Origin of the sequence: Methanothermobacter defluvii, from assembly GCF_003385755.1 — an archaeon.
GTDB lineage: Archaea > Methanobacteriota > Methanobacteria > Methanobacteriales > Methanothermobacteraceae > Methanothermobacter > Methanothermobacter thermautotrophicus.
The window spans coordinates 26,738-50,844 of the sequence record NZ_QREL01000002.1; the positions used below are offsets into that span (position 1 = coordinate 26,738).

23 protein-coding genes are annotated in these 24,107 nt (G+C 49.7%); 9 read left to right on the top strand and 14 right to left on the bottom strand.

The window, feature by feature from the left end; translation table 11 throughout:
• Window positions 1-97 precede the first annotated feature (97 nt).
• Together C7452_RS05960 and C7452_RS05965 are read left to right on the top strand one after the other, a co-directional pair.
• Window positions 98-2,548, top strand: a complete 2,451-nt coding sequence (locus C7452_RS05960; protein ID WP_115892566.1) for a glycosyltransferase family 39 protein — start codon at window positions 98-100, stop codon at window positions 2,546-2,548.
• A 59-nt stretch (window positions 2,549-2,607) separates the two neighbouring features.
• The gene (locus C7452_RS05965) at window positions 2,608-3,957 is read left to right on the top strand and encodes a HEAT repeat domain-containing protein (protein ID WP_115892567.1); all 1,350 of its coding nucleotides are present in this window, start codon (window positions 2,608-2,610) and stop codon (window positions 3,955-3,957) included.
• Here the strand turns inward: C7452_RS05965 and C7452_RS05970 are convergent.
• Genes C7452_RS05970 through cdhA form a run of 7 tightly spaced genes read right to left on the bottom strand, consistent with a single transcriptional unit; the run spans window position 3,954 to window position 12,016 of the window.
• Window positions 3,954-4,415: a 4Fe-4S dicluster domain-containing protein gene (locus C7452_RS05970; RefSeq protein WP_197538719.1), complete on the bottom strand. Its 462-nt coding sequence runs from the start codon at window positions 4,413-4,415 to the stop codon at window positions 3,954-3,956. The two genes, C7452_RS05965 and C7452_RS05970, sit on opposite strands and share 4 nt — an antisense overlap.
• Before the next feature lie 17 nt (window positions 4,416-4,432).
• Window positions 4,433-5,809 carry an acetyl-CoA decarbonylase/synthase complex subunit gamma gene (acsC, locus tag C7452_RS05975; RefSeq protein WP_115892568.1) on the bottom strand — a complete coding sequence of 459 codons (1,377 nt, stop codon included), beginning with the start codon at window positions 5,807-5,809 and terminating at the stop codon, window positions 4,433-4,435.
• 2 nt (window positions 5,810-5,811) lie between these two features.
• Window positions 5,812-6,975 (bottom strand): CO dehydrogenase/acetyl-CoA synthase subunit delta, encoded by a 1,164-nt coding sequence (gene cdhD / locus C7452_RS05980; RefSeq protein WP_115892569.1) that lies wholly within the window; start codon window positions 6,973-6,975, stop codon window positions 5,812-5,814.
• A 10-nt stretch (window positions 6,976-6,985) separates the two neighbouring features.
• Complete coding sequence (locus tag C7452_RS05985) at window positions 6,986-7,732, bottom strand: ATP-binding protein (RefSeq protein WP_115892570.1); 747 nt, start codon at window positions 7,730-7,732, stop codon at window positions 6,986-6,988.
• 19 nt (window positions 7,733-7,751) lie between these two features.
• Complete coding sequence (cdhC, locus tag C7452_RS05990) at window positions 7,752-9,134, bottom strand: CO dehydrogenase/CO-methylating acetyl-CoA synthase complex subunit beta (protein ID WP_115892571.1); 1,383 nt, start codon at window positions 9,132-9,134, stop codon at window positions 7,752-7,754.
• Between the two features lie 12 nt (window positions 9,135-9,146).
• A complete protein-coding gene (cdhB, locus tag C7452_RS05995; RefSeq protein ID WP_115892572.1) occupies window positions 9,147-9,677 on the bottom strand; it encodes a CO dehydrogenase/acetyl-CoA synthase complex subunit epsilon in 531 nt (176 codons plus the stop codon).
• A complete protein-coding gene (gene cdhA / locus C7452_RS06000; RefSeq protein WP_115892573.1) occupies window positions 9,674-12,016 on the bottom strand; it encodes a CO dehydrogenase/acetyl-CoA synthase complex subunit alpha in 2,343 nt (780 codons plus the stop codon). The genes cdhB and cdhA overlap by 4 nt, the downstream gene beginning before the upstream one ends.
• 331 nt (window positions 12,017-12,347) lie before the next feature.
• Here cdhA and cbiM point away from each other — a divergent pair, with 331 nt between their 5' ends.
• The 4 genes from cbiM to C7452_RS06020 are packed head-to-tail and all read left to right on the top strand — an operon-like array spanning window position 12,348 to window position 15,073.
• Entirely contained in the window at window positions 12,348-13,001 is a 654-nt protein-coding gene (gene cbiM / locus C7452_RS06005; protein ID WP_115892574.1) for a cobalt transporter CbiM, read from the top strand.
• Complete coding sequence (locus C7452_RS06010; protein ID WP_048176241.1) at window positions 12,998-13,315, top strand: PDGLE domain-containing protein; 318 nt, start codon at window positions 12,998-13,000, stop codon at window positions 13,313-13,315. Before cbiM ends, C7452_RS06010 begins: the two co-directional genes overlap by 4 nt.
• A 32-nt stretch (window positions 13,316-13,347) precedes the next feature.
• On the top strand, window positions 13,348-14,133 hold the full coding sequence (cbiQ, locus tag C7452_RS06015; protein WP_115892575.1) for a cobalt ECF transporter T component CbiQ: 786 nt from the start codon (window positions 13,348-13,350) through the stop codon (window positions 14,131-14,133).
• Between the two features lie 4 nt (window positions 14,134-14,137).
• A complete protein-coding gene (locus tag C7452_RS06020; protein WP_115892576.1) occupies window positions 14,138-15,073 on the top strand; it encodes an ATP-binding cassette domain-containing protein in 936 nt (311 codons plus the stop codon).
• 137 nt (window positions 15,074-15,210) lie between these two features.
• On the opposite strand, the gene C7452_RS06025 is transcribed toward C7452_RS06020, so the two are convergent.
• Both C7452_RS06025 and C7452_RS06030 read right to left on the bottom strand, forming a co-directional pair.
• Window positions 15,211-16,368, bottom strand: a complete 1,158-nt coding sequence (locus C7452_RS06025; RefSeq protein WP_245942874.1) for a type II secretion system F family protein — start codon at window positions 16,366-16,368, stop codon at window positions 15,211-15,213.
• Complete coding sequence (locus C7452_RS06030; protein ID WP_115892578.1) at window positions 16,301-17,872, bottom strand: CpaF family protein; 1,572 nt, start codon at window positions 17,870-17,872, stop codon at window positions 16,301-16,303. Before C7452_RS06030 ends, C7452_RS06025 begins: the two co-directional genes overlap by 68 nt.
• Window positions 17,873-17,913: 41 nt before the next feature.
• Here C7452_RS06030 and C7452_RS06035 point away from each other — a divergent pair, with 41 nt between their 5' ends.
• Entirely contained in the window at window positions 17,914-18,828 is a 915-nt protein-coding gene (locus C7452_RS06035; protein WP_245942875.1) for a 50S ribosomal protein L11 methyltransferase, read from the top strand.
• 19 nt (window positions 18,829-18,847) lie between these two features.
• Here C7452_RS06035 and C7452_RS06040 read toward each other — a convergent pair whose 3' ends face one another.
• From C7452_RS06040 to pth2, 5 genes are all read right to left on the bottom strand, one after another.
• Entirely contained in the window at window positions 18,848-20,095 is a 1,248-nt protein-coding gene (locus tag C7452_RS06040) for a tripartite tricarboxylate transporter permease (RefSeq protein ID WP_245942876.1), read from the bottom strand.
• A gap of 92 nt (window positions 20,096-20,187) precedes the next feature.
• A complete protein-coding gene (locus C7452_RS06045) occupies window positions 20,188-20,457 on the bottom strand; it encodes an elongation factor 1-beta (RefSeq protein WP_010877307.1) in 270 nt (89 codons plus the stop codon).
• Between the two features lie 51 nt (window positions 20,458-20,508).
• Entirely contained in the window at window positions 20,509-20,670 is a 162-nt protein-coding gene (locus tag C7452_RS06050) for a zinc finger domain-containing protein (protein WP_010877306.1), read from the bottom strand.
• A complete protein-coding gene (locus C7452_RS06055; RefSeq protein ID WP_048061123.1) occupies window positions 20,671-21,321 on the bottom strand; it encodes an amino acid kinase family protein in 651 nt (216 codons plus the stop codon).
• Window positions 21,322-21,359: 38 nt separating this feature from the next.
• Window positions 21,360-21,698: an aminoacyl-tRNA hydrolase gene (gene pth2, locus C7452_RS06060; RefSeq protein ID WP_010877304.1), complete on the bottom strand. Its 339-nt coding sequence runs from the start codon at window positions 21,696-21,698 to the stop codon at window positions 21,360-21,362.
• A gap of 252 nt (window positions 21,699-21,950) precedes the next feature.
• Here pth2 and hmtA2 point away from each other — a divergent pair, with 252 nt between their 5' ends.
• Both hmtA2 and C7452_RS06070 read left to right on the top strand, forming a co-directional pair.
• Complete coding sequence (gene hmtA2 / locus C7452_RS06065) at window positions 21,951-22,157, top strand: histone HmtA2 (RefSeq protein WP_010877303.1); 207 nt, start codon at window positions 21,951-21,953, stop codon at window positions 22,155-22,157.
• Between the two features lie 151 nt (window positions 22,158-22,308).
• A complete protein-coding gene (locus C7452_RS06070; RefSeq protein WP_115892581.1) occupies window positions 22,309-24,084 on the top strand; it encodes a ribosome biogenesis/translation initiation ATPase RLI in 1,776 nt (591 codons plus the stop codon).
• The last annotated feature ends 23 nt before the right edge of the window (window positions 24,085-24,107 follow it).

The following is a 24,107-nucleotide window of genomic DNA, read 5'->3' on the forward strand; positions in this document are numbered from 1 at the left end:
AGAAGGAAACTATTAACAATGAATGATTTAAAGTGAGTTGGTTTCTTTGATAGATAAAATCCATAGGAGAAGAGTCTATCTAACAGTGATAGCCATCATGACGTTTATCGTAAGACTAATACCGAGCCGGAACTTTACACTTGCAGGGAACGACGCATACATCCACCATGATATTGTCATGAGAATCGCCAGGGAAGGGCTTGGGATTATAGGGCATGACATACCATCTCTTATGGGTTTAAAGGCATATGCATACCCTCCCCTCTTCCATGTGATGGGCTATGGTCTTTACCTTTTATTCCGCTCAGAACTGGTCTTCTTCTTCATAAGCCCCCTCCTTGGAACAGCAACCGTTCTTGTTATCTACAAAGTTGCCCGTGAAACATTTGAAAGGGAAGATGTAGCCCTACTTTCCGCATTCCTCTTTTCAATGGTGCCCTCATTTGTTGCAAGGACATCAGTCTTTATACCGGAATCCATGGGTCTGTTGCTCACCTCAGGAATCCTTTACATGCTTGTGAAGTATCTTAAAACAACACCTGGTTACCCTGACATAGATAAATTTGAGCTCAAAGCATTTAGCAATCTCTTCAGGGGTGATCTGCGTTACATACTCGGAGGTCTGGCTCTTTTCGTCATCTATCTCTTCACCCACAGGGGGTGGGTTTTCCTTTTAATCGCCCTGCTACTTCTCGCTGTTACGTTCCTCACACCATCATTCAGGAAAAGACCCCTAGAATTTGGCCTGATATTCCTCTTAATCGGTGCGGGCATCATTGAGTTTATAACATTTGCTGCAAGGTTTCAGTCAGTTCCAGTAACAATACTTGGCTTTCCCAAGTGGATGGGTGTGTTGCAGCTAATACTCGGGATTTACGGGGCCTCCCTGCTCCTAAGATCAAAGAATCCAATCCACAGGTTCCTCATAATATGGGCCACTGCCTTCATGATTATAGGGACCTACTCCTTCAGATTTAGGGATCCCTATGCAGCCATACCCCTCTCTCTTATGGGAGGTTATGCTTTCAGTGAGGTGAAGGGAAGGCTGTACGCCTCAAAGCGCTTTAATAGTTACTCTATCATGAAAAGGGACGTCAAACCCTTCCTACGGACTGGTATTTTTGCACTTCTAGTGCTGATGCCTCTGGCCCAGGGGGCTGCCATTGCATATACCGGAGTAACCACACCCAGCCCTCAGCAGAACGCTGCCTTCAGATGGATAAATGATAACACGCCCCAGGACGCTGTTTTTCTATCAGCGATAGAGGATTCCTACTCACTCATTGGTAACACCCACCGGAGAGATGTTCTGCTCTGGAAAACAGTGTATGAAGGTTTCATGGGAAGCGCCCCATCCCTTAAGGAGAATACCGTGACCCGCGATGAGGTATCGGCCATCTTTCAGTCATCGATACCATCAGAAACCAGTTACCTTCTGGAAAGAAACAACATAAGTTACATATACATCTCAAAATCAATGCACATGAAAGGTATCGGCCTGCAGCTGCCTGTGGATCCTCACTTCAAGACATGTTTTGTATCGGGAGACGTGTCGGTTTACAGGTACATTAAGAATCCCGGAATCCAGTCAAATTACTCAAGCATAACTGTGAATGGCGAAGATGGGAAGGTTGTGGAGTTCATTGAGAAATTCTGGAATGGGTATTCCTATTCCGAGGTGGGTGGAACATCATATAATGACCCTGCAGAGGACCTTGAATTTGGAAACCTGTTCAAGGGTTCCTATGAGAGCAACGCCATGATAGCTGCTCTTTATATTGACATGGGAAGCAGAACAGGGAACGGAGCCCTCACATCAAGGGGTGAGTACCTTATAAAATGGCTCAGGTACAAGCAGATGGATAATGGTTCATTCCCTGGGGGTATGCCGCCTGCAGAGTACACCCTAACCACAATGCAGACTGTCTATCCACTCATGGCGATAAGGTCATCTGAAAGCCAGGAAATTGTTGATAGGGGTTTGAATTTTGTGGATTCCCAGATAAATGGGGATGAAATAAATATAGAGCCCCTCAGAAAATCTCAAGTCCCTTTTGGAAGTGAATATCTTAAGATCAAAACAAAGTCCCAGGTGGCTGGCATGTATCCCTCCAACAAAAGTGGAATCTTATATTCCGTCATTGAAGAACAGGGGGCTGATGGCTCATGGAGTTCCAGAGCCTACGAGAATATTGGCATACTAAAGGGACTTGCACTTTACTACCTCTCCACAAATGACACCAGAGTTCTCGATTCAATAAAAAGGGGTTCTGAATGGTTAAATTCTCATCAGCGCCCTGATGGATCATTTCAGGGGGATGGAGACGAAAATGTATACTGTCTGGCACATTATTCTGATGCCGCACTGATTTACAGTGTGGCGGGGGATAAAACATCCCTGGAGAAAACAGTTGGCTACATCGAGAAAAGAGGGATTGGAAAGGACCCCACCCCCCTTAAATCATTCCTCACATTCCTCTGGAATATGAAGATTATATACGGAGAAGATAAAGCCATGAAGCTTGCCTCTGAAATCGCTGATCCCTGAAAAACCACAAAACTTATTTTTTCCAGGTTAGATTATAAATTAGAGATTTAGGGGGGATTGTGATTGCATTCACCGATAAGATCAATGCTCTTCTGATGTCCAATGATGTTTCCGGCCTCATAGATGCCCTCAAAAGCCATGATTTTACCGTTAGAAGGGAGGCCGCAGTTGCCCTTGAGAGGATGGCAGATGAGAGATCTGCTGATGCCCTCATGGACGCCCTCAGATATGAGGAATGGCAGAAGGACTACCCCATACTTGCAGGTGTGAGGGCGGCTGCAGCAAGGGCTCTCGGAAAAATAGGAAACCCTTCGGCGGTTAAACCCCTCCTCAGGGCCCTTGAGGATCCTGATGATGAAGTTAAAATAGGTGCAATGAGGTCACTCTCAGAGTTCCCATCAGAGGAGTCCCTGAGGGCCATTGAAAAATTTGTGGACCATCCCTCAGAGGATATAAGGAGGAACTCCATTGAGTCCATTGCAGGACTGGACCCTGAACTGGGCCTCAGATATGCATCCCGGGCCCTGGGCGACAGTTCATGGATGGTCCGTAAAACCGCTGCGAAGGTTATAAGAAGATTCGGGGATAAAAGGTGCCTTGAAGTCCTTCTGGATAACCTCAATGACCCCGATACAGAGGTCAGACGCCATATACTGCTGGCCGTCGTTAATATGGGTGAATATGCTGTGGACCCCCTCCTTGAGAAACTTTCAGACCCGCAATGGCAGACACGTGCCATGGTTGTTGAGGCCCTGGGTGAGATAGGATCCCGAAGGGCCGTGCCCAGGCTTAAAGGGATGCTCGCGGGTCGCAGAAGGGATGAAAATCGTTATGTCCGTGGCAAGGTTGCCGAGGCCCTCGGACGCATAGGTGACCCTGCAGCCCTTGAGAATCTCCACATGGCCCTCAGGGATCCCTACCTCTTTGTGAGGAGGAAGGCACGTGAAGCCATTGACATCATCGACGTTGAACCTGATCTAGAGGAATTCCATGACGGTGAAATCAGCTTCAGGTACCCCAGGTTCTGGAACATCTTTGAGACCCGCGACGGTGAGAGGCTCATTGATGCCTGGAGTGACAATCTCAAAATAGCCATGAAGAGGCGGAGGGCTGAGGGTTTAACTGCCGATGAATTTTCAGAGATCATCCTTGAAGTTTTGAATATGAGGGGCCTCCTTAACATAGCAAGGAGCAATATAACAGTTGACAGTGAACATGGATACATGATAACTGCAGATACAAAAAATGAAAGGATAGTGACCTTCATCTTCAAAAAGGGAGGATACATATACTACATCTACTTCAGGGGCCCCATTGAGGACCTGAAGGAATCATATAAATATATAAGGGTGTTCATAAACACCCTTCACGTTGAAATCCAAGGCTACGGGGAGAGAGGGGATGGCTAGATCTTTTTCCCGTATATCTTCACTGCCTCCTCAAGGACCTCACTGAAGTCAGCGCGATCCCTCAGCTCAGCAAGGTCATCCAGGGAGACCAGTTTAAGAACATTCTCCTTGCATGCCTCCACACAGGCTGGCAGTATGACGTCTGCGTCCATGCAGAGTGTGCATTTCTCTGCTGATTTCTTCTCAGTGTTCATCACAATCATGCCAGCCGGGCAGGCCACCATGCATAGCTTGCAGAGTATGCAGGACTCCTCATCAACAACAAGGGCCCCGTCAACCTCCCTTATGGCGCCCACCGGACATATCCTTGCGCAGGGAGCCTTCTCTGGATGGCACTGCAGACAGAATAGGGGCATCCTATCTCCCTTCCTTGCCCTGGCGACTCCGTGGGTTTCCCTGCACGCATTTATACAGTCATCGCAGCCGCTGCACCTCGCAGGGTCCATGACCATCAGCATCTTCACTGAACCACCCCTCATTCTGATGCAAGTTTATCAAGGTAGTCTGGTATTCCAGAGGAGTCCCTTGGTCCAACAAGGACTTTCCAGCCAGTATCATCCTCTATCTCACCGCTTGCAGGAGCTGCAAGTCCAGGGATTATCATGACCTTGTCCCTGACCCGCTCCTCTATACCTGTCTCCTTTATGAGGTCAGCCACTGCCGGACCATTGAGCTGTCCACCTGCCAGTGAAACGTCCACGGCCCTGCCCTCTGTATCAAGGACGAGGAGGTATGCTGTAACATCACCTGACTTGAGGTCCCCCTCAACCGTGTAGTAGGTGAGTGAGAAGTTGGTTGTGAGTATAACCGGGGAGTTCTCATCAACATCACCGAATTCATAGACACCTGGATCAACGGCCTGGGGCTTCCTCGGGTCGGTGTAGAGTCCCTGTCTGAGTGTTAGGACCGGCATGATCTCCCATATCTCGGTTCCGGCGAGTATGAGGATGTCAGCGTACCTGTTCATGAGGGTGGCTGCCACTGTGGCCTCCCTTATGTTTGCCTCGATCTTATCGGATACCGTGAGTCTTGAGAGTGCAGGTATGCCCATGATTGGGAAGCGGAAGTCCTCATCCCTGTCCTCAACTGCAAGGCGCCTTATCATGACGAAGTTGTCTATGGTGTCACCTATCCCCTCACCCGTGAATGTGCCGGGGTCAAGCACAATTTCAGTGACTCCCAGGGACCTGAGTCTCCTTGAGAGGTTCTTCATCTCCTCAAGGTCGCCGGGTGAGAAAAGCACGAGGGGGCAGCCGTATGAAACTGAGAGTTCCGCCATTTCACCAAGGTTGTCCTCCCTGGCGGCGTAGAGGAGCGGTTTCTGATCACCCAGGACCTCAAGGGCCGCCTTCATGGCCTCTGCATCGAAGGTGCACAGGACCACAGGGAAGTTGAGTTTGCTTATGTTTTCTGCTGCCTCGGCAAATTTTTCAGGGCTCCCTGATCTGTTCCTCAGGGCTATTGCATCGAGAGTAAGTTTTTCGCCGGTACGCTCAAACTCCAGGTCCATGATCCTTTGGGCTCTGTTCAGGAGCTCCTCTGATGGAAGATCATCTGGAAGATCAACCACAAGGGCTGTTGGATTGTAGTATGTGAGTTCATACCTGTAGAGGACCTCATCACCACCCACAACCACCTGATTCTCCTCCGGCCCGAAGGTTATTTCCTTCACAGCAGGGGCCAGAAGGTTCTCCAGTTTCTGTCTTTCATCTCCACTGAGCTGTGGGCAGTCATCAAGGGTGACCTCCTTTTCTATGAGCTTTGTGGCAAATGCCATGCATGAGGCCTCATTGCATTTACCACAGTTTGTTTTTGGAAGTAAACGGTATACATCCATGGCAGTGACCTGCAATTTTAAACCTCCTGGTAGTCAAGTTCAGTTATCCATTCCCTCAGGTCAGGTGTTTCAGCTGTCATGTACTCCCTTGTGAAGGTTTCACCTATCTCCCGCAGCAGTCTGACTGAGGTGGGGTGTAGCATCATGAATATGTCCACACCTGAGAGCATCATGGTAAGTCCGGTTACGATTTCCCAGAGGGGCCCCCTGTAATCTGTGGGTCCCCATTCATCCTTCTTCATCCAGGCCTCCCTTGAACCCCAGGCGTTTGTGGTCCCTGAGGACATTGGCATCTGGAGATCAGAATCCCCCTTGAGGGCTGCCAGCCGGGTCCTTGTGATGACGTCTATTGAGAATTCTATACCGTAACCAAGGGCACATGTTGTTGGGTCCATGACGATGTCCTCACGTTTAAGTCCCTCCTTAAGCAGGTAACGGTTGAGGGTCTTCTGCATGTTGACGTCTGTGATGGCCCATGAGAGGACCGCATGGTTGTGGTCGATGGCTGCCCTTGCAACCTTCCTGTAGTCCAGGTCAAGGTTGGCAGATGCAAGGAGGCACCTTTCACCTTCAGCTGCCTCTGCAGCCTTTTCAAGGACCAGCGGGTCCTTTTCAGGGTCCCCGGATCCCCCTATCACCAGTGGGACGTCCACTGCCTGGAGGACCTCCTCGATATCCTTTGCGGCCTCCCTGGGGGATTTGTCCATGACCTTGGGGCCTGTTCCTATGAGGTGTATTGTGACCATGTTGGCGCCGTATTCCTTCACGGCCTTACGTGCCCAGTCCCCAGGGTCCTCCATGACGTCACTGAAGTGTTCCCTTATTGGCCTCGGCAGTCCAGGCATGGGTATGTCAAATACGTCAAATGTGACAACCGGTGGGTTTGGCTGTGGCTCCTCGAACCTGTAGAGGGCCTTCTGCCCCCCAAGGTAAACACTCTTGCGGGTGCCCTCACCAAGCTTTACCTGGGCAACCTCACCGGGGTATGACCTTATGGGTGGGTTGAACTCCTCCGCGGGCAGTGCCTCAACAGCCTCCCTCACCTCAACTGTTTTCTGTATGGCCTGCTGGACTGCAGGCATCAGATAGAGTTCCAGTTCCTCAACATCCATCCTGAACTCGTTTATCTCGATGGATTCCGTGTTCTGAAGTAGTTTCAGAAGTTCCGTTAATTTATCCATAAGCACACCTCTATAAACTTAAAATCTTCTCTGCAACCTTTTTTATGGCCCTGAATGATTCAGAATCCTCAGGTAACTCATAGAGTGGTCTGCCCTCCATGTCGTAACTGGAGACAAGGGGGTCCTCAGGTATGATACCTATGACCTCAAGGCCATCATCCAGCTCCAGTCTGTCAAGGTCCCCCTCCCTTACCCTGTTGAGGACCAGGAAGACCTTCTTGAATTTTATCTCAAGTTCCTGTGAGAGTTCGACTATCCTCCGTGCGGTGAGTATCCCCCTCTTTGACGGGTCGGTTACAACTATCATTATGTCAACGTTCTGGGTTGTCCTCCTGCTGAGGTGCTCAAGGCCGGCCTCGGTATCTATGACTATGTAGTCATAGTTCTCTGCTATGTTCTCGATTATCCTTCGCAGCATGGTGTTGACTGCGCAGTAGCAGCCGCTTCCTTCCGGGCGCCCCATGACAAGGAGGTCAAAGTCCCTGGTTTCGGTTATGGAGGCCATTATCCTGTAGTCGAGCATGTCCCACTTGTTCGCCGATGGGGGTATCCTGCCTGCAGCCGTGTCCCTCTTGAGCTGTTCCCTGACATCACCCACGGTGCCGCTGACCGGAACCCCCAGGGCCTCAGGGAGGTTTGAGTCCGGGTCAGCATCTATTGCAAGCACATCTGCACCTGTTGATGCCAGAATCCTTATGAGGGAAGCTGAGAACATCGTTTTTCCCGTACCGCCCTTGCCACTTACTGCTATTATCACGTGACCACTCATGAGGGATTTATTTGCGCTTTATTATTACCTTCTCAGCGTAGATCTTTGCATTCTTGAGGACTATTCTGAATCCTCCGGCCGCCGGGAGGGTCATCTCAGGTGCTGCCATTACAGGGACTCCCTCTGGAATCGGGGTCTCCTCAGGGTATGCCTCCTCAACCTCCTCTTCTTCGGGTTCAGTTTCTTCAACGGCCGCCCTTTCAAGGACAGGGTGTTCATTATCCCTCAGGAATCTTCTGAGATCCTTTATTGATGTTGCATCCTCCTCCGTTGCAATCTTGTCCCGGACGTCCTCCGGGATGAATTCCAGAACAGATTCCTTGAGTTCCCTTGGCATCCAGATCACCCTGTGGTATCCTCCGTCTGCCTGGAGGAATTTGGGTGACCTCATGTATTCAAGGCTGAGACCTGAGAAACCTTCAACCTGTTTTCCTCCTGAACACTGCCCGGCCATTGCTGAGAATGGTATCCCGAGGGGCGTTTCTCCCCTGAAGTCCCTGTTAACAATACCTATACCATCAAGTTCAGGTATGTAGAATGCCACTGCCTCGAAGCATCCGCAGGAGGTGTGTGGGTAACCGAATACGCTGTGGAGGTATACCCTCTCTGTTGTGCCCTGGGAATTTTCTTCTACTGCGGCGTTAACATTTGCATATTCTCCCCTCTCAGGGTCCAGGACTTCACCCTTTTCAATTTCGAATATCGGGCCGTCAGGGTCCATCTTGTATGCTGCACGGCAGTCGAACCAGTTTATGGCGCCGCAGAGGGCTGTCCTGTCTGGTGTTACTATGCATACATGTGTGGGTGCGAAGGACTGACACATGAGACATCCATAGAAGACATCAACGTCCTCATCTGAAAGTTCCCTTGCCCTTGAGTCCCTGGTCTCATACTTCTCCCTTGCTGTCTCAAGGAATTCCTGGACCGCTGCCTCATCTGTCATGAGTGTTACTGCTATTGATTCGATTATGGGGAACTCCTCCCTGAAGAGGACCGAAAGCGCCTTTCCGAGGTGTTCGAGCCTGAAACCTGCGTCCTTTGCCTCTGTACTCACACGACACCATATCTGGTCCCTCTGGTTGAGGTGCATGAATCCCTTAACATAGTTGCAGAGCTCATGGAGCCTCCTCTCGATGACGCTTTCAAGTTCTTCCTCGAGTTCACTGCCAGCTATCTCAACGTTTATGGCGAAGGGGTACACCTGGCCCTGTTCCATTTCATCTATCTCGGGCCCCCTGACCTCCACCTTTCCGTCCTCGACTTCGTCCTTAACCTGGACCAGTTCTGCTCCGATGGATTTGGGACCTGCCAGTTCAACGAACATGTTGGCTGATCTTATCCTCTCCCCCTCATGCATGGGACTTACATCGACTGGTATGTCTTCAAACATTGAATTCCTCCATTATCCTGATAATTCAGCATACATCTTTTCAAGGTATCTGAACCATTCATCATCATCCATGTTCGGGAATGATGCATCTGCATTTGAGTGGAATGTCTTGCATATTGTGAGTGTCTTTATATGTGGTGCGAAGTGTTTGAGGCTTGATAGGCCCTGGGATGCGATGTAGTATATGCAGCCTATGAATATTACAAGGTCATGCTGGCCCTCACCGCGGATACCCTCCCATGAGGGGTCCTTCAGGAGGTTTGTTATCTCCACGATACCGTGGGGCTCTGATTCTATGCCGGCCTCACTCAGTGCCCTGTAGGTGTCTGCCGTTGCTACCACCGGTAAATCGAAGTGCCTTATGATTCTAACCGTATGTTCAAGCACTTCCTGGCGCTTGGCGAGTGGCCCTACAACCATAAGTGGTCTCCTGGCCTTTTTTATCATCATGGTCGCAGTTTCGGGTGTTACGAGCATTGCCTGTTTTGGCCCGGCTATAACAGTGGGCTGCCATGGTATTATTCTGTCATTCAAGACTATCACCTCTCCAGGAGTGAGGGTTCCTTTGGAAGCTCCCTGGGTTTCCAGTTTTTCTCCTCAAGGATCTTCATGACGTCCCTCTTGTAGACTATCGGGATGTCCTTCTCGGTCCTTATGAACCTGTCTATATCGTCCGGGATGGTGCCAAGATATTTCCTGTGAAGGTCTATGTAGTTGCTGAGTTTCATCTGACGGCCCTTGGGTGTGTCTGTTGGCCTTATGCATAGCTTGGCTATCATGACCGTTGCCTCCTCCCGGTTCTCTGCTGCGTAGAGGAGGTGCTCGGGTGCTGGCTCCCCATCGATAACCTCACCTGTTCTGAGGTCATTCAGCTTCCACTTCTCCTCATCATCTGCCCTTCCCAGGAAGAGCCTTCGATACTTTGATCCGTGAGGACCCAGGACGACGGGTATTCCCCATCTGTTCACACCGGTTGCTATGGCAGCCGCCTTCTGGGAGTAGGCACCCCAGGCAACCCCACATGCACCCACACGGTTCAGTATGTAGTCTGCTATCTCCTCAAAGTTGCCTTCAAGGGGTTTCTGTGCGAATATGTTGGCTATCTTTATGGCTGCTCCTGATACGTGTGCATTTGAAACGCATGACCCCATGTTGACGAGTCCCTTTGCATCGAACTGTCCACCATATTTTTCATAGAGCGTCTGACCGTCCTCGTCCCTGTATTCGCCTATGGACATTGCTCCGCAGCCTGTTGTTACCACGATGTAGTTCCTCTCAAGGAACTCCTTTGCCATCAGTGCGACGTCCTTTCCACCCTCAGGGTAGTTTGAGCAGCCCACAAATGCCACCACTCCGGGTATATCCCCCAGGACGATGGGTGCTCCGACCCTCCTTATCTCAACGTCCTGGGCCGGTCCTCTTCCAGCCCTTATCCTGTATTTTTCGTCCTTGACCCGCCTCTCACCTGCCTTTGTAACCATGGATACTATGGGTATGTTCCTTTCACATTCCTGTTCGCAGCGTCCGCAGGTGTAGCAGAGCTCCTCAATGGCCATCTCCTCAAGTTTGCTGAGGTCACCCTCAGCTGCCTTCTTCACGGCGTCCATGACCGGGAGGCTGTTGGGGCAGACCCTCTGGCACCAGCCACAGTCTGTGCACTCTGATGCCAGCTCGATTATCTCATCAATATCTGGCAGCTTTTTGAGGGATTTCCTGATGGGTGCAAGTTTCATCGCAGTCTTAACAGCCACCTCACCCACCCTTTCAGGGTCCAGTATCAGGGCACCCTCTATGTTACCGTTTATCAGGTCATTCACGATTTTATCAGGGTCCTCATCGGTCATGTCAGGGAGTCCAAGGCACATCTTATCTGTTGTGGCTATGACCGCTGACCTGTTCTTGAGGGCCTCTTCCAGTACATCTGTCCTGACGCACTGTTCATCAACCACTATCACATCTGCAACGCCACTTCTTATGAAGCGGAGCTGTTTTGATAGTGGACCTACAACCTTTGCTGCCTCATTGTACCTGGTCACGTCTATTGCTGCACAGCAGATTCCACAGACCTCAACCTGGTCCTCCATTTCATTCTCATCAAGGTAGTCAACTATGTCTGCGCCTGGCAGCACGTTGTGGCCTATGCAGAGAACAACCGGTTTCTCTGTATCTATGGTCCCGAATCCAAGTTCAACCAGGGGTGCGTCCTCGTCACCCTTTGGAAGGTCCAGGGCCACTATCTGGGCCAGGTCTGCAACTTCCCTTGTAAGGTCATCCATGAGGCCCGCGTGGAATGCCTTTGATTCAAAGTCCTTGCTGTCCCCCTCCTGTCCCGTGTGACAGGCTGAAAGGAGGTGGGACATCTGTTCCTCAGCGTAGTCCATCACCTCCCTCAGGTCCCCGAGTGTGGCGGGTCTTTTACCCATCACCGTCCGTGTTACTGGTGCCTCTATATCCACGTTGCTGCCGAGGTCTATCTTATAATCCTCTCCAAACCTCTCTATGAGGTGTTCCACCAGGTGCCTTGCGTGTCCTGCATGGGCGGCTGTCCCTATCAGGCAGGCCAGCAGCACCGTCCTTGCCTGCTGTGTGGCTGCGTCTATACCACATGCTCCCTTCTTCCCGAGAAGTTCACATTTACCGTAGGTGCAGAGACAGCACATGTCACAGAATGGTGCGTAGAATGGTTCGTACCTTTCAAGCAGTTTCATGTCCCATGATCTCAGGTCAGTCACGTGGGGACGGGGTTTAGGGCCCTTAACCTCCTCCTCAGGAGGCTTTTCCTCAGTTATTATTTCTCCTATGGATATCTGGATGTTCTTGGCATCCCAGAAATCCCCTTTAAGGTCTTTGGCTTTTTTTGATTCAGGCGCCACATCTATCACCAGTATTACTAAATCCCGATTGACAATTATTAATGATTTATAATGATGTTTTTCATTTTATGAAATCTATATATAAACTTTGTGCATTGTCGCTGAACACATAAAGAGAGGGACCTTTTTAATAAATGGTGGGGATGTGCCAGATAGGAGGAGGATTATTACCATTATACACCCTGAGACCCCCGGCAATGGTCATCCCTCCGCTCAGGGTGTGATATTACCACAATATAAGGGAAACCGAAGATTAGTAATAATCACTTCAACCTTTATATTATATGAATGTTTGATATAGTGATTGGAATTATAAAAAAAGATTAAGGAGGCGAATAGCTTGCATATTCCAGATGGTTTCATACCATTCCCACAGTACCTTGTGTACTGGCTTATTGCCCTTGTAGCCCTCTACTTCAGCATGCAGTGGGCTGGAAGGGATCTTAAAGAAAGGCAGATACCACTGTTTGCTGTTCTTGCAGCGGGAATATTTGCAATACAGGCGATGAACATACCGATACCCTGGGGTACCAGCGGTCACATGGTTGGAGCTGCCCTTGTTGCAATAATATTTGCAAGTCCCTGGGCGGCTGTCCTGCTTCTCTCAATTGTACTGATACTGCAGGGACTCATCTTCGGTGACGGAGGAATAACGGCACTGGGTGCGAACATCTTCAACATGGGTATAATTGGAGGTTTCACCGGTTACTACCTCTTCAGGGCACTGAGATCTGCAGGTGAAATACCTGCAGTGATTGTGGCATCATGGTCATCAATATTCCTTGCAGCCATTGCCTGTGCAGTGGAGATGTGGATAGCAGGAACATTCCCCCTCGTACAGGGACTCTGGATGATGGGACTCTACCACGCAGTCATAGGCCTCATAGAGGCTGCAATAACCGTCGTGGTTGTTCTTGCAATTCAGAGCAGCCGCCCTGATCTTTTCTCCCTGAGGGACTGGGGAAAGAAAGGTGCCGAGGTGTTATCAAAATGAATGCCCGAGACAAAAAATTCATGACTGCCGGCATAATAATTGCCCTCATAATAGCTGTGCTGGCACCGTTCCTTGCCTCACCAAACCCGGACGGCCTTGAGAGCACCGCCGAGAAGGTGATGCCAAACCCTGAAACAGAACCCGTCCTTGAGTCACCGCTACCAGACTACACCCTCCCGGCGCTGGGTGACAGTCCCTTTGGTGGTGTCGTTTCAATGGTAATCGGTACGATCCTGGTACTGGCCATAGCCTACGGTGTTGGCGCAGTTTTCAGGGGCAGGGAAGCTGCAGGTGAAGAGGGAGGAGAGGAGTGATCCTCCCAATTAATTTTTTCTGGTGAAGTCGAATGGAAGACCTCATAAACATCGAGAGGGAGAGCCTCAAGGAGAGCTCAATCCACAGGCTTGATGGGCGTATCAAACTCATAATAACCTTCATAATTATAGCCTTCGCTGTTTCAGCCAGCAGCGTGGTTACACTGATCTTGATGGAGGCCTACCTCCTCCTGCTTATACTCCTATCAAATGTATCACCATCATACGCCCTTAAGCGCATAATCCTTATACTCCCCTTCGGAGGTTTCATTGCACTCTTCCAGCCCTTCATACGGCCAGGGACTGTTATCTGGACCGGCCCCCTGGGTATGGATGTGACACTGGAGGGACTGATCTTCGGTGCCCTGCTCTTAGGAAAGGTAACCGTGAGCGTGACAGCAGTGATCCTTCTATCATCAACAACATCAATGCAGGAACTGGTTGGCTCAGCAAGGAGAATCGGTGTCCCCTCAGACTTCGCAATGCTGCTCAACCTCACAGTAAGGTACCTGTTCTTCTTCTATGATGAACTTGAGAGGATAAGGAACGCACAGAAGACCCGCTGCTTTGATATATGGAATAAAAGGACATCCTATAGCTGGAGGCTCAGGAAGGTGGGTGAGACCATTGCAATGATGTTCCTGAGGGCATATGAGCAGGGGGAAAGGGTGTACCTCAGCATGCTGAGCCGTGGGTACAGTCAGGACAGTCAGATGTACACTGCAAGAAGCACCCTTGGCAGGTGGGATGTCCTCTTTGCAGCCGCAAACATCTTTATACTCGCGCTGCTCCATATACTCCAGCTCGGCTACTGGTGATTGGATGATCGAGCTCAGGGATTTAAGCTACAGCTACCCGGACGGCACACCAGCCCTCAGGGGTATCAACATGAAGGTGGAGAGGGGTGAAAGGGTTGCTGTTATAGGGCCCAACGGGGCAGGCAAATCAACACTTTTTCTGCACCTAAACGGCATACTGAAACCAGCTGCCGGTGAGGTCATAATTGATGGTGAAAGGGTAGAGTACAGCAAGGATGAACTGATTAAGATCCGGCAGAAGGTCGGAATAGTCTTTCAGAACCCTGATGACCAGCTATTCTCACCAACAGTCAGGGAGGATGTTGCCTTTGGACCCATGAATCTCGGCCTTCCTGAGGATGAGGTTGAGGAGAGGGTGGCTGAATCACTGGAAAAGGTTGGTATGAGCGGCTATGAGAACCGGGCACCACACCACCTGAGCGGCGGGGAAAAGAAGAGGGTGGCCATCGCCGGTATACTTGCAATGAAGCCTGAGATCATGGTACTTGACGAGCCAACAACCGGTCTGGACCCGGAGACAGCCGATGGTATAATCAGGATACTCCTTGAACTGAGCAGGGAGGGCATAACGGTCATGATTTCCTCCCATGACGTTGAAATAATAAGTGAGTTTGCAGAGAGGGTCTTTGTCCTTAACAGTGGCGAACTCATTGCAGAGGGTACACCCCTGGAGATATTCAGGGATGCTGAACTAATCAGGAGGGCCAGTTTAAGGCTTCCAAGGACGGCTGATCTGCTGAACCGTCTCAGGATGGCTGGTTTCGAAGTTGATGTGAAGCTGACTGTGGAGGAAACCTACCATGAACTCCTCCACCTCCTGGGTGGAGATGCATACCACAGACTGCTCCATTTTCTGGGTGAAGAGAAACAGCACAGGCTCATCCACCTCCTTGGTGAGAAGAAATACCATGAACTCCTCCACGCCCTGAAGGAACAGTGAAAAGCTGTGCAAAATTGATCCAGAGCTTCAAATGCCTGGATAACCTTTTTTCAGTAAATTAAAGTTCTAAAAAATTGATCCAGAACTCAGATATCCATCAGAGCTGCCAAAAAATTAATGTGGCTGTCGACCAGATGCTAGAGCTTTGGCTCAAGTCTTTTGATCATGAAGGCCATGAACCCCACGAGCATGGGGAAAAGGAACAGGTATATCATTATTATGGCTATGGGTGGTAGAACTGAACCCATGACCGTGGCGGCTGCAAGAAGCATGACAAGGAATATCACAGGCCCGAGGATCGCCAGGAACATGTATATCATTGTGAATGAATTAAGCTTCTGTGAATAGTCCTTGAGCTTCATCCTCATTTCATAGGCAATATCATCGGCTATAACATTCAGGGTCTTTGATAGGTCCCCCCCACTGTTGAGGGTCCTTGTGATCTGGTAAACCGCCCTCTTAAGCCCATCAGATTCTATGCGGTTACTCATCTCAATGAGTGCATTCTCTGTTGTCTCACCATACTTGATCTCCTCAAGGGTCCTTGCAAACTCCTCAGAGAGTGCCCCGTAGCCTGACATTGCGACTGATCTCATACTGTCATGGAGCCCGAGGCCGGATTTGAGCTCGGTTGCCATCTGACGGAGGGCGAAGGGAAGTTCCCTTGAAGCCTCACTTGAACGTTTACCCCTCTGGAGGTTCGGGAGGAAAATTATAATTATCGCCATGAAAAGAACAGCAAGCATCATTGCAAGGCCTATCTCAATTCCAAATCCAAGGAGGACCATCACCACCAGGAGGACCGCTCCTGATCCACCTCCAAGGATCATTATGAGTTTAGGGTCAAGCTTTTCCTTCTCCTCCTCCTTCAGGAGTTCCTCAAGGGACGCCCTCTCAAAGCTGGCACGAGTCGCACTGTCCTCACCCCTCCCCTCCAGCCTCTTATCTGCTTCTATGAGTCCCTTGAAGACCTCTATCTCCTCAGGAGTCATTTTCATGCGGCTTATAACGCGGGCGGAACCCCTCCTTGAGAGAAATCCTGGCTTTGGTTTCTCTGAACTCCTCTTCAGAAGTCCTCCTGGCCTTCCAATGGGGGGTGCCTTCGGCTTTATTTCACCCATCTTCTGAACCGGCTTCTGGACACCCTCACCCACCTTCTTTGTGGATGTGAGTGTTATGCCGCCAAGTTTGTCAAATATATCCCTGATGGAGACCATTATATACGCCTCAGAGTATGCTGTCCAGGACACCGTCCGGGTCCCTGTAGTATTCATGGATGTAACGTCCCACCTCATCTATGCTCCTTATATTCTCATCGGCCATGTATTCAAGGACGAGCCTCCTCCTCTCAATTTCCTCCTCGATTTCATTTATGCTTATGGCCCTCAGTTCCGCTATCTCCCGGAGGGTCTGGCTGGCTATACCAACATATTCAACCTTATCAGCCACGCTGTTCCACTCAAAGACCCTGTTGAGCTGGACGTTACCCTCCTCCATACCCACGACCTCGGCGACCTCAGTTATCCTCCTTATGGAGCCGCCCTCCGGCCTGTACATCCTGTTCTGCATTATTATGAAGTCCAGGGCAGGTATCATGATCCTGGGGACATTCATGGGCGGGTTTATGAGACGGGTTATGGTTTCCCTTGCTGTGTTGGCGTGGAGTGTCCCGAATCCACTGTGACCTGTGTTGAGGGCTGTGAATAGGGTTATGGCCTCACTGCCCCTCACCTCCCCCACAATGACCCTGTCGGGCCTCTGACGGAGGGAGTTCTTGACGAGGGTGTCCATGTCAAGTTCCCCCTTACCCTCTATGTTGGGTGGCCTTGTCTCCATCCTGAGTACATGGGTGTGGGGTAGCTGAAGCTCCAGGGTATCCTCGATGGTTATTATACGCTCGGTCGGAGGCACGAATGCAGATACTGTGTTCAGGGTTGTTGTTTTACCGGACCCGGTACCCCCCGCCACTATGGCGTTGCATGGTTTCACACCCAGCCCATCTGTGCATACCCAGAGGAAGGCTGCAAGGTGGGATGACATGGTCTTGAAGTTTATGAGGTCAACAACAGTGAAGGGATCCTTCCTGAATTTTCGGATGGTGAGGGTGGAACCATCTGGAGAAACCGGGGGTATTGTTGCATTGACCCTTGAACCATCGGGGAGCCTCGCATCAAGTATTGGGGTCTGCTGGTCTATACGCCTGTTGACCTGCCTTGCGATGAGGTCGACGATGGCCTTTATGTCGTCATCGTTGTTGAAGACGACATTGGTAATCATCATACCAAGCTTCCTGTGGTAGACGAATACCGGTTTTTTGACACCTATTACCATTATCTCCTCAAGGTCATCGTCCTTTATTAGGGGGTCCAGTTCACCGTACCCCAGCATCTCCTGGGATATCTGCTTTGCCAGTTTGTCAACATTACGAACTCCCTTCATCCTGAGGAACTCCTTAACCTCAGACATGAAGGTGGATTCATCTATTCTGAACTCTTCACCCTTGGAGACTGCGACCTCAACCAGTTTTTCCCGGATCTCATTGAGGAGCTCCCTCTCCTTCTCAGAGAACTTGGGAAGGGAAACCTTGTACTGGGGTATGAGGTCTCCCTCAATTATCTCAACGTCCTTTAAATCAACCCGTGGAGAGGCTGGTTTTGGCTTGGGCTTCTCAAGTACCTTTTCGACCTTGAATTCTGATTCCGCCTGTCTCTCCTTCCTTTCCTCACGGGGTGGTTCTTCATCATCCGCTGCAAATTCCCCGAGGATCTCCTTCAGAATTTCCTTCCGCTTATCCCTCATAGTACTCAACCTTTAATATGTGGAGGATAATATTTAAGTGTATGTCAGCAAGGTGTCCCGTCTGTGGGGAGGACCTCCCTGCCTACAGGGGCGGTGTTGATATCTACAGCCCCTGCGATGGGTGCATTGACCCCCACCTGAGTAAGTTCAGACCCGTTAAGGGCGTATCCGGTTCAGTTCTCAGGATTTGTGAATGTGGCCGGAGGCATCTTGACGCTGTCATGGCCCATGTCGCAGGGATTATGATAAGGGAGGGATGTGTACCTGAAGATGCCAGACTCAGGGATATCGGGGCTCCCCTGATAACTCCAGCTTTACCCCTTGAATCTGCACCATTCCTTCCAGAGCGCTCGCTTGTTATTTTATCACCCCAGGTTGATAAAGGAACCGCTGAAACAATCATGGAAGACGTTCCAGAGGTCAAGGGTGTTTTAAGGGGTGATATGCGCACTGTTCCCGGGATGATGGACTCCGGCACCAGACCCCATTTATATGAGCTCCTTGCGGGTTGCGATATGAGGTGTGACATCATTGAAACACCTTTCGGAGCTCTATCAATATACAGGAGGCAGAGCAGACTCCACATAGAGTTTTCATCCGGAAAGAACCTGAAGATTCAGCCTGCTGCGCGTGAGATACTCTCACTGCGCCCTGAGAACGTGCTGGATGCAACATGCGGCCCGGGGACCCTGGGGATATTCTCCCTTATGGCCGGTGCCCGGAACGTTGTATTCAATGATATCTGGAGGGAAGCCTGTGAGATGACCCGCCTGAACCTGAGGGTCAATGGATTCAATGAAGGGTTCAGGGTCTACAACCGGGATATAAGGGAACTGCCAGATCTCATTGATGAGAGGTTTGATCTCTGCATTGTGGACCCCTTCCCTGGTGTTGATCCCCGCGAATTTATTGATGCTGCAAAGAGACTTGCAGAAAACACCCTTCTGATAAGATAAATCTGATGCTGAATACACTCTAGATACCCATGTAGACCGCCACTGCCGGGATAACGAGTACACCCATGAGATGGGATTTGCTTGTACCGGTACAGTGGGGTATTAGTCCAAAGGACGTTGATGCTATAAGTGTCAGAAAAATGAAGGGTATGCTGGCCCCCTCCATGACTGCAAAAACGAATACGGATGCCGTCATGAAGAGCATGACCACCAGTGAAATTTTTCCGTAATTGATTCCTGAGAGATTGGTGCAGAGATAATCACCGGCCCTGATGGATATTACAGCCGCCAGGGATACTGCCAGGAGGGAGGCTGATATGAAAAGGAAGATATGGCCGGCGTCGATATCCTGCATGATCTGGGATATGTAGACAGCAATGCCGCTTCTGGGGTTTCCAATTATGTAGAGTGTCAGCAGGGAAAAGAGTGCATCCGAGGTGTTAAGGCATGAAAGTGCAGTTATGAAGTCCCCTGGTGAATCCTCTCCTCCCGAACCCGTGAGGGAACATGCTATCATTCCGCCCTGGGCGGGTCCAAATCCTGGTAGGAATCCCAGAAGGATGGATGCAAGTCCACCTGCAAGAACAGACCTGGCGGTGGCACCATCAAACTCTGTGAATGGCTCTATTTCCTGCTCAGGTAGATATGATCCCGAACTGAAACTGTAGGTCATGGTGCTGAGACCAAAGAAACCTGTGAACAGGGTCATCAGACCAAGTCCCGGGGATATTGGTGCCTGGAAAATAATCCACCCCATCGCCCCTGAGAAAAGAAAGAGTATAACTGCCCAGAGCAGTGTTTCAAAATTCCTGCTGAGCTTAAGCATCATGTAACCCGAAACAAGTATGAGGATTAACCAGATGTGCGGTCTGATAAATCCATAGAGGGGTGGTAACGCCAGGAGGAGAAATGGTAAAAGGATTATGGTCAGCAGGATTCCGCCAACACCACCAACTGTTGCAGCCCTTATTGCCTCACCAGCCCTCCCCTCAAGCACCATACGGTGCCCCGGGAGAACGGATAGGGCTGTTGCCTCATCCGGAACCCCCAGCAGGGTTGAGGGTATGAACTCAAGGAGGGCGTGGGTTACAGAGACTGATAATAAAAAAACAGCCAGAACCTCCTCCGGGAGGAAACCCAGAATCTGGCCTGATGCTGCAAAAATGAACGCCCCAACGGTATTAACATGGATACCCGGGATCAGACCCGTCAAAGCACCGGTTATGACTCCAAGAAGACAGGCAAAAAGGATTTCAATTATCCCCATCACCTGAGATGATCTGAAGTGTGTAAGAAAGGCGTTAAGATCACATCAGCCTTCTTACATCACTAACCTGCTGCAATACAGGAAAGGCAAGATCACATCAGCCTTCTTACATCAGTAACCTCTATATTGCTGACACCCTCAATCCCGGAAAGGCTCTCCTCAGCAGCCTCTGTTCCGCCCTCGGCGTCACCAACAACAACCATAACATTGAGGGCCACGAGACCGAATGCTATGGGTTCCTCGTCTATTTTGTGAAGTTCTGTACCCTCAGGTATTCTTTCCTGGATCTCCTTTTTAAGGGCCTCAAGATCAACATCAGGGCTCTCAGGCATCACCTTTATGGTGGCTACTACATCTCCCATAATAATACCTCCCTAGAAAGTATTAAATTAATACTGATTTATATATTTTTCCTATGGTCCCTCGAATCCACACTTGCACCTGTAGGTGTGGCCGAAGGTCCTGCACTTCTGGCACCTGTAGATCATCTCACCGCACATTGGGCATTCAAATTTCACATAGGTCTCAACCAGAGGTATCTCCTGTTTACAGGATGTGCATTCCATCTTGGTCATCTAATCACCTCTTATAACTGTACATACACATTCCGAAGCACCTGCCCTTAAAATGGACAGCACCCTGGAGGGATATTTCCCATTTACAACATAACAATCAGATTTCAGTTCAATCAGAAGTTCAGGTAGTGCTTCATCCACTGATGTCTCACCAAAAGATAGTAAGTCTTTAGCACTTATATCATTTATAAGTTTAGCATCACTGGCAGGTGGCCTCTCAGTGTATATACCATCTACATCTGTTGCTATTAAAAGTTTCGCTTTCAGCATATGGGCGATCATGAGTGAGAGGGAATCAGAGGTAACCCTCCATGAATGTTCAGCCGGGTCAGTGTAACGCAGAAGCCCCGAAGGAAGTATAACTGGGGTTAAACCCCTCTTGATAGCTTCTCTGCAATCTGTAACAGTCCTCACAGGGACTGCTGATTCCACAAGATCTGAAATGAGCCTTCCAGTTATGTCCATGCACATTATGGCTGCCTCATGATTTGCAGTATCAGAAAACCCGAATTTCCTATCATGGTATCGCACCATATCTGCAAAGGCACCCCCACCACAGACCACAGCCGCACCGGTACCCTCAAGGCTCTCAAGGAGGGCTGCGGCATGTTCTGGAAAAAGGCTTCCACCTATCTTAACAACCCACTCCATGGTAAACACCTGATTAATCTGCTGGAAGGACCTCACAGCTAAAGCAGCTTCAGATCACCTGTTATTTTATCTATCTTCTCATCGTCATCGGGCCCTATCCCAAGGCAGGTTATGGTGCCCGCTGGTATCTGGGTGTGTCCTGCATCCCTCACCAGGTAGTTTGAGATTCCCGCCTCCTTAACAGCCCTGTATATCTCAAGCAGTTCATCAAGACTATTCACAGAAACAATGACCTTCTTTGAGCCTTCAAGTTCCCATTTTCTTATTTTATCCTCTTCAGTCCTTTTAAATGATCCTATGGAAGCATGACAGGCCTGGGCTGCTATTTTACCCTTCCCCATCTTCAGATCGGATCTCACTATTATGACCTGTTTCATTTTCCCACCAGTGGGTTCTATCTTCCTTACCGCTAATAATGATTTCCAAGCTGAGGAAACGGGAAGCTACCAGCAACCATCTGATGCACATGTTAACCATCATGATCCTTACACAGCAACCGGTGTGTGTTAGTGTTACAGTGAAATTCTCCGAGGCTGAGTGATATAGAATCATGATATGGATGCAAAAAAGAGCCGAAAAAACGATAAATTTAAATACTATTGAGTTAAATATAGAACTGAGGTGATATTATGGCCGAATTACCCATAGCACCAGTTGGGAGAATCATAAAAAATGCCGGTGCCCAGAGAATAAGCGACGACGCAAGGGAAGCACTTGCAAAGATTCTGGAAGAAAAAGGCGAAGAAATAGCAAAAGAAGCTGTTAAACTTGCAAAGCACGCCGGCAGAAAAACTGTTAAAGCATCAGACATAGAACTGGCCGCTAAAAAGTTATAGACGGTCAGATATTTCTTATTTTTAATTTTTTCACCGCTTTTTTCCTTCAGAGGGGATGCGTTTCCCTCCTGGTTTAAGTAACCTTATTAACCGGAGAAACCATAATCATTCCAGGACTGATTTTTTCATCCCAGTATCCATGGTGATAGAATTGACCAGAATCTCAATACTCGATCATGATAGGTGTCAGCCAAAGAAATGCAACTACGTCTGCATAGAATACTGTCCAGGCGTGAGGATGGATGAGGACACAATAACAATCGACGAAAAGACAAAGAAGCCCATAATATCCGAGGAGCTGTGCTCGGGATGCGGTATATGCACAAAGAGATGTCCTTTCAAGGCAATAAGTGTTATCAACCTCCCGGAGGCACTTGAAAACCCTGTGCACCGTTACGGGCAGAACCAGTTTGAACTCTTTGGGATTCCAGCAGTCACCTCCGGAGACGTTGTTGGACTAATAGGGCCCAACGGTATCGGCAAATCCACCATCGTAAGGATACTGTCAGGGGAACTGCGGCCGAACCTGGGTGACTTCCAGGACCCTCCGGGCTGGGACGAAATAATAAACCATTTCAGGGGGTCCCAGCTCCAGAATTACTTCCAGAGACTGAGTAAAGGAGAAATAAGTGTTGTCCATAAGCCCCAGATGGTAGACAGGATCCCCCGCTATGTTAAGGGGAAGGTTGAGGATCTTCTAACAGGTATAGACTCGGACAGGACCGATGAGGTCATTGAAACCCTCGAGATACAGGAAATAATGGGCAGGGAGATTTCAAACCTCAGCGGAGGGGAGCTCCAGAGTGTGGCCATTGCAGCCGCGGCACTGAGGGAGGCAGACTTCTACTACTTCGACGAACCAACATCCTGGCTTGACGTTAGGCAGAGGCTCAATGCAGTGAAGGTAATAAGGTCCCTTGCAGAGGCAGGTAAGTCTGTCATGGTGATAGAGCATGACATGGCCGCCCTCGATGCAATGTCAGACTACGTCCATATCCTCTACGGTAAACCCGGTGCCTACGGGGTCGTATCCAACCGGAGGGGTGTGCGTGTCGGTATCAACACATACATAAGGGGCTTCCTAAGGGAGGAGAACGTCAGATTCCGTAAACATGAGATAGAATTCAAGGTGAAACCCCCAAGGGTCGGGGAGGAGGGTGACATACTTGCAGAGTACACAGCCCTCAGCAGGGCATACCCTGAATTTAAACTTGATGTGGATGAGGGCACCATTTACCTCAATGAGGTGATCACGGCCTTCGGACCCAACGGTATAGGTAAAACAACCTTCGCCAAGATCCTTGCAGGTGTTGAAAAACCAGATGAGGGGAAGGTTAAAAAGAAGATAAAGATATCCTACAAGCCACAGTACCTCTCATCAGACTACACAGGAACCGTTGAGGAATTTCTCTATGCCAACGCCCCATCATATGGTTCAAATCTCTTCAAAAGCGAGATCATGAGGCCCTTCAACCTGGAGGAGATACTTGATAAACCTGTGAGTGGGCTGAGTGGTGGTGAGCTGCAGCGCCTTGCTGTTGCTGTTGCACTCTCCAGAGAAGCTGATCTCTATGTTCTTGACGAGCCGACAGCCTTCCTTGACGTTGAACAGCGCCTGATGGCTGCCAAGGCCATAAGGAGGATCATTGAGGGGAGTAATTCCTCTGCAATGATCATAGACCATGATATAATATTCATTGACTATGTATCAGACAGGGCCATGGTCTTCAGTGGAATGCCAGGAGTGGAGGGACATGCGTCAGCTCCCACAGAGCTCAGAGAGGCCATGAACGCCTTCCTCGGGGAGGTGGGCATAACCTTCCGGAGGGACAAGGAGACGAGAAGGCCAAGGGTCAACAAGCCTGGAAGTTTCCTTGACAGGGAGCAGAAGGAACTTGGTGAGTATTACTATCTGAAAACAGAATAAACAGCGACTTAGGGGGGCCCTGG